The 6,147-nt window shown below is 75.8% G+C and carries 7 protein-coding genes; 5 read left to right on the forward strand and 2 right to left on the reverse strand.

From position 1 onward, the window contains the following. Positions 1-55: 55 nt before the first annotated feature. Positions 56-601 (reverse strand): TetR/AcrR family transcriptional regulator, encoded by a 546-nt coding sequence (locus ACI79V_RS13745; RefSeq protein WP_456890125.1) that lies wholly within the window; start codon positions 599-601, stop codon positions 56-58. A gap of 71 nt (positions 602-672) precedes the next feature. On the opposite strand from ACI79V_RS13745, the gene ACI79V_RS13750 reads away from it, so the two are divergent. Beyond that, on the forward strand, positions 673-1,338 hold the full coding sequence (locus tag ACI79V_RS13750) for a GAP family protein (protein ID WP_456890127.1): 666 nt from the start codon (positions 673-675) through the stop codon (positions 1,336-1,338). A 10-nt stretch (positions 1,339-1,348) separates the two neighbouring features. Here the strand turns inward: ACI79V_RS13750 and ACI79V_RS13755 are convergent, their stop codons facing one another. Next, positions 1,349-2,551, reverse strand: coding sequence for an ABC transporter ATP-binding protein (locus tag ACI79V_RS13755; protein ID WP_456890130.1), 1,203 nt, complete (start codon positions 2,549-2,551; stop codon positions 1,349-1,351). A 3-nt stretch (positions 2,552-2,554) separates the two neighbouring features. Here ACI79V_RS13755 and ACI79V_RS13760 point away from each other — a divergent pair, with 3 nt between their 5' ends. The 4 genes from ACI79V_RS13760 to ACI79V_RS13775 all read left to right on the forward strand — a co-directional run. Continuing rightward, positions 2,555-3,286, forward strand: coding sequence for an ABC transporter permease (locus ACI79V_RS13760; RefSeq protein WP_456890132.1), 732 nt, complete (start codon positions 2,555-2,557; stop codon positions 3,284-3,286). Next, positions 3,283-4,020 carry an ABC transporter permease gene (locus ACI79V_RS13765; protein ID WP_456890134.1) on the forward strand — a complete coding sequence of 246 codons (738 nt, stop codon included), beginning with the start codon at positions 3,283-3,285 and terminating at the stop codon, positions 4,018-4,020. Before ACI79V_RS13760 ends, ACI79V_RS13765 begins: the two co-directional genes overlap by 4 nt. 159 nt (positions 4,021-4,179) lie before the next feature. Then, positions 4,180-5,190: a glycine betaine ABC transporter substrate-binding protein gene (locus ACI79V_RS13770; RefSeq protein WP_456890136.1), complete on the forward strand. Its 1,011-nt coding sequence runs from the start codon at positions 4,180-4,182 to the stop codon at positions 5,188-5,190. A gap of 164 nt (positions 5,191-5,354) precedes the next feature. Beyond that, positions 5,355-6,147: DUF6779 domain-containing protein (locus tag ACI79V_RS13775; protein ID WP_456890138.1), on the forward strand; the 793-nt coding region annotated here is incomplete at its 3' end.

Genomic DNA, 6,147 nt, shown 5'->3' on the forward strand with positions numbered 1-6,147 from the left:
CCCTGCAGGAGGGCCGCACCCCGCAGCATCCTGCGGTGCTGCGGCGGGTGGCCGCTCAGCGCCGGGTGAGCGCGGTCAGCACCGTCTCGGTGACCAGCCGGTCGAGGTCGGCGGCGGCCACCCGGCCGGTGCGCAGACCCTCGGCGGCGCCGACGACCAGCCAGGTCACGGTGATCAGGACCCAGTCGGCCGGCAGGTCGACGCGGAAGTCGCCGGCCTCCTGCCCGCGCCGCACGAGCGCGCGGATGCGGTCGTCGGTTGCCCGCGCCCGCGCGAGCAGGTCGGCCTCGACCTGGTCGGCCAGCGGTTGCACCGCGAGCGCGCCGTGCTCGGGTCCGAGCGCGGCCAGCCCGGACAGCACCCGCCGCAGCGCCTCCGGCGGCGGACCGGACTCCGGCTCCGCCCGGTCGACCGCCCCGGCGTAGGCCTCCACCGCCCGCCGGGACAGGTCGGCGACCAGCGCCGCGCGGGAGGGGTGGCGGCGGAACAGGGTGGCGCGGCTGACCCCGGCGGCGGCGGCGATCTCCTCCATCGAGGCGCCCGGGCGTCCGGCCAGCAGGCGGACCGCGGCGCGGGCGATCGTCTCGTCGTCCGTGGGCACGGGTACTCCTTCCAATCTGAGATGACAGCGTCTCACATGAGACGATAAAGTCTCAGCATGGACGTCATGCCATGAGCGGTGAACTGCTCGCGGGGCTCGCCGGGCTGGCCCTCCTCGACTCGCTCAACCCCGCGACGATCCTCGGGGTCGCCGTCATCCTGCTGTCCCCGGTGGCGCACCCCGGCCGGGTCGCGCTGCTCTACGTGGCCGGGGCCTACGCCACGGTGCTCGCCGCCGGGTCGGCGCTCTACCTGGGTGCCGGGGCACTGGCGGGTGCCCTGGAGGGCGGGACGGTGTGGATCCGGCGCGCGGCGCTGGCCCTCGCCGCGGTCCTGCTGCTCGTGGCCGCCGTCCGCCGGTTGCGGACCCGGCCCCGGCGCGAGGTGCGGCTGCCGTCGTGGTTCGGGCCCTGGACGGCGGTCCCGGCGGGGGTGCTGGTCACCGCGGCCGACCTCCCCAACGCCTTCCCCTACCTCGTGGCGATCGAGCGGGTGCTGGCCGCGGAGGTCCCGGCCCTCCCGGCGGTGGGGCTGCTGGCCGGCTACGCGCTGGTCTACTGCCTGCCCTGCCTGCTGCTGCTCGCGGCGGGCCTGACCCACGGTCAGCGGGTGCGGGCCCGGCTGCAGGCGCTCCGGGGGCGGGCGGCGGGGGACGGGACGGTGCCGGCGAGCGTCCCCCGGGCATCGCTGCTGTTCGCCGCCGCGGTCGCCGTGGGAGGGCTCGCCGCTGCGGCGTGACGCAGGTGGGTCAGCCCTCCGCGGTGATCGCCGCGCCGGCCGTCTCCGGCGCCGTCCCCTCCACCGAGCGGCGCAGCGCCGCGTGCAGCGACCCCGGCGTGAGCACCCCGAGGAAGACGTCGCCGTGGAGCACCGCCACCCAGCCGGCCTCGTGCTGCAGCATCGTGGCGAACGCCGTCTTCAGCGTCGCGTCGACCGGCACCCAGGCCTCCATCCGGCGCGCGGCCGAGCCCACGGTGCCCGCGCCGCCGGCCCGCTCGGCCGACAGCCACCCGTGCAGCCGGCCCTCGTCGTCGAGGACCACCGCCCAGCGGGCCCCCGCGGCGGCCATCGAGGCCCGCGCGTCGGCCAGGCCGTCGGCCACGTGCACCACCGGCGGCCGCTCCAGGTCGTCGACCGAGATGCCGGTGACCGCCAGCCGCTTGAGCCCGCGGTCGGCCCCGACGAAGTCGGCGACGAACTCGTTGGCCGGCCGGCCCAGCAGGTCGGCGGGCGGGGCGAACTGCTCCACCCGCCCGCGGGTGCTCATCACCGCGATCCGGTCACCGATGCGGACGGCCTCCTCGATGTCGTGGGTGACGAACACGATCGTCTTGCGCACCGTCTCCTGCAGCCGGAGGAACTCCGTCTGCAGCCGCTCGCGCACGACCGGGTCCACGGCGGAGAAGGGCTCGTCCAGCAGCAGGACGGCGGGGTCGGCGGCCAGCGCCCGGGCCACCCCGGCCCGCTGCCGCTGCCCGCCGGAGAGCTGGGCGGGGTAGCGGTCACCGTGGACGGCGGGGTCGAGACCCACCGTGGCGAGCAGCTCGTCGACCCGCTCGCGGGTGCGCCGCCTGTCCCAGCCGAGCAGCCGCGGCACGGTCGCCACGTTCGCCCGCACCGTCTGGTGCGGGAAGAGCCCGACGTTCTGGATCACGTAGCCGATGCGGCGGCGCAGCCGGTCGCCGTCGACCCGGGTGACGTCCTCGCCGCCGAGCAGGATCCGCCCCGTCGTCGGCTCGATGACCCGGTTGATCATCTTCATCGTGGTGGTCTTGCCGCAGCCGGAGGGCCCGACCAGGACGCTGAGCTCGCCGGCGGCGAAGGTGAGGTCCAGCTCGGCCACGCCGACCGTGCCGTCGGGGTAGGTCTTGCTCACCCCCTCGAGCCGGATCTCCTGGGCGGTGCCGTCCGCGGCACTGCTGCGCAGGCCCCTCCCGGCAGTAGCGTCCACGGCGTGACCTCCCTGGGTGCGCGCCCTGTGCTGGACGCGGTGGGTGGGCCGGGGTCGGGGCTGCTCGCGGTGGACGAGGCCCCCAACCCCTGGTTCGACCCGTCCTACGTGACCGACAACTGGGACACCATCCTGGCCTACACCGGCGAGCACGTCCGCCTCACCGTGCTCGCCGTGGTCATCGGGGCGGCGCTCGCGCTGCCGCTGGCGCTGCTCGCCCGGCGCAGCCGCTTCCTGTCGGCGCCGGTGCTGGGCCTGTCCACGGTCGTGTACACCATCCCGTCGCTGGCGATGTTCGCGCTGCTGGTCCCCTTCACCGGGCTGTCGTCGAACACCGTGCTGGTCGGCCTGGTCGCGTACTCGCTGGTCATCCTGGTGCGCAACTTCCTGGCCGGGCTGCAGGGCGTGCCCGCCGAGGTCCGCGAGGCCGCGCGGGGGATGGGGATGTCGGCCGCGCAGACGTTCCGGCGGGTGGACCTGCCCCTGGCGCTGCCGGCGTTCATGGCCGGGCTGCGGATCGCGACGGTGTCCACCGTGGCGCTGACGACGGTGGGTGTCCTGGTCGGCCACGGCGGGCTCGGGCAGCTGATCACCGGCGGCTTCGCCGCGAACTTCTACCGGGCCGAGATCGTCACCGGCGCGGTCGGCTGCGTGCTGCTGGCCCTGCTGGCCGACGTCCTGCTGGCCGGTGCGGAGCGGGCGCTCACCCCCTGGACCCGGGCGGTGCGGGCATGAACGACTTCGAGCGGGCGCTGGTCTACCTCAACGACCCGTACAACTGGTCCCGCCCCAACGGGATCGCCGACCTCGCCGTCGAGCACCTGGTCATCTCGGCCGTGGCCGTGCTGGCCGCGATGGTGGTCGCGCTGCCGATCGGCACGGCCCTGGGCACCGCCCGCCGGGGCGGCGGGCTGGTCGTCGTGCTGTCCAACGTCAGCCGCGCGGTGCCCACCCTGGCGCTGCTCACCCTCTTCGCCGTGAGCCCGATCGGCTTCGGCAACCGAGCGACGACGATCGCCCTGGCCGTCTTCGCCATCCCGCCGATCCTCACCAACACCTTCGTCGGGTTCCGTGGTGTCGACCCCGAGCTGCGAGAGGCCGCCCGCGGCATGGGCATGAGCCGTGGGCAGGTGCTCGCCCGGGTGGAGTTCCCGCTGGCCCTCCCGCTGGTGATGACCGGCATCCGCACCGCCGCCGTCCAGGTGGTGGCGACGGCGGGGCTGGCCGCGCTGGTGGGCGGTGGTGGGCTGGGCCGGCTGATCAACCTCGGCTTCGGCCAGCAGGACTACGGGGTCATGATCGCCGGCGCGATCCTCGTCGCCGGGCTGGCGCTCCTGACCGAGGCGGTGCTGGCGCTCCTGTCGTGGGCGATCACCCCCGGGCCGCGCCGGCTGCCGTTCCTGCACGTCAGGACGTCGTCGAGGGCCGGTGGGGTTCCGGAACCGACGGCCAGCGGCGTCCCGCTGTGAGCCGGTCCCCGTCCTCGGGGTCGGCCGTGTAACGACCGGGCAACACATCGGCGCGACCGTTGCCCTGCACCGGAGCCGGACGGTTGCATGTGCGCGCGGGGACCCCCGCCAGACACGCGTCGCGGCGCCACGCCGCACGGGACACAGAAGGCGGACAGCATGCGTCAGCCACGCGCACTCGCCCCCCTCCTCCTCACCGGGCTGCTGCTCACCGCCGCCTGCGGCGAGTCGGGGTCGTCCGGCACCGGTGGGTCCACCGCCAGCGGTTCGGCGGCCAGCGGCGACGCCTGCGCCCCGGTGGCCGGCGACCAGCTCGTCGTCCTCGAGGACGACCAGCAGCTGCAGAACGCCGACAACATCGTCCCGGCGATCACCTCGGCCACCGCCTCGGCCAACCCGGCCCTGGTACCGGCGCTCGACGCGGTCTCCGCCGCGATGACCACCGACCAGCTGATCGAGCTCAACGCCGCGGTCGACCTCGAGCGCCAGAGCGCCGAGGACGTCGCCGCCGCGTGGGTCGAGGAGAGCGGGGTCACCGACGGGCTCGAGCAGGGCAGCGGGCCGATCATCGTCGGCGCCGGCAACTTCACCGAGTCGACGATCCTGGCCAACGTCTACGCCGGGGTCCTCGACGCCGCCGGGTTCGACGCCTCGGTCCGCGAGGTCGGCAACCGCGACACCTACCTCCCGGCGCTGATCTCGGGAACCGACCTGCAGGTCTTCCCGGAGTACCTGGCCACCGTCACCGAGGCGCTCAACGCGCAGGTCAACGGGCCCAACCCCACCCCGATCGCCAGCGGCGACCCGCAGGCCACCCGCGACGCGCTCCAGCCGCTGGCCGACCAGGTCGGGCTGACCTTCGGCACGCCGTCGGAGGCCGCCGACCAGAACGCCTTCGCCGTCACGCAGGAGTTCGCCGACCAGCTGGGCGTGAGCACGCTGTCCGAGCTCGCCGACGCCTGCGGCGACGGGTCGCTGGTCCTGGGCGGTCCGGCCGAGTGCCCGACCCGGCCGTTCTGCCAGCCGGGCCTCGAGGAGACCTACGGTCTGCAGTTCGCCGAGTTCCGCGAGTTCGACGCCGGCGGCCCGCTGACCAAGGCCGCGATCCAGCAGGGCGAGGTCTCCATGGGCCTGGTCTTCAGCTCCGACGGCGCCCTGGCGCAGGGCTGACGACTCGCGGTGCCGAGTGAGCAGTCGACGGTCCGCGACACGACGTGCCGGCGCGTGTCGTGGACCGCAACTGCCCACTCGGGTCGGGAGGGTGCCGCGCGCGGGCGGACACGGGGCGACTCCGTGACGCAGTCGAGGGCTCGCGCAGCGTTACGCTGAGCGCCGTGCGGACGACGGGAGAGGACGGCAGAGCCCGTCGCGCGGCGAGCGGAGCGGGGTCGTCCCGGCGGGTCGCGGGCCTGGCCCTCGGCTGCCTCGCCGCCGTCGCGGCCACGGCCGTGGTCTTCCTGAGCGAGGACCCGCAGGTGCTGCGGATCGCCGTCGTCTCGGTCGCCTGGGCCTGCCTGCTGGCCGCGTTCGCCACCGCCCGCCCCGCCCGCGACGACGACGAGCCCGCGGCCGCCGCCGACCGGGCCGACCTGCACGCCGCCCACCAGCGGGAGCTCGCCGCCGTCCGCGACACCGAGCGGGAGCGCACCGACCGGACCCGCCGCGACGCCGAGGCCGCCGTGCGCCGCGAGCTCGATGCACTGCGCGGCGAGCTCGCCGGCCTGCGGGAGGGGCTGTCCGGGCTCGATGACCTCCGTCGCGAGGTCACCGCGGCCGGCGCCCTGCAGCGGGAGCTGCACGCGGAACTCTCCGGGCTCGGCGCACTGCGGGCCGACGTCGGCCGGCTGCGCGCCGAGCTGACCGGCCAGCTCGGCGGCCCGCTGTCGGGGGAGATGCGGGTCGAGCGGGTGGTGATGCACGCCCAGTCGGTGCGCACCGGGCCGGGCCTCGAACCGCTGGAGCCGGCCGCCGCCGCGTGGTCGGCCGACGTGGCCCGGGGGCTGTCGGGCAGCTGGCCCGCGGTGCCCGCGTCGACCGTCACGGTCGAGGCCGCCCGCGACGAGCCCCGGCCGGACCCCTGGCCTGAGCCGCCGCCCCCGCCCCCGCCGCCGCCCGCGCCGGTCGCCC

Source organism: Geodermatophilus sp. SYSU D00700 (assembly GCF_054050255.1).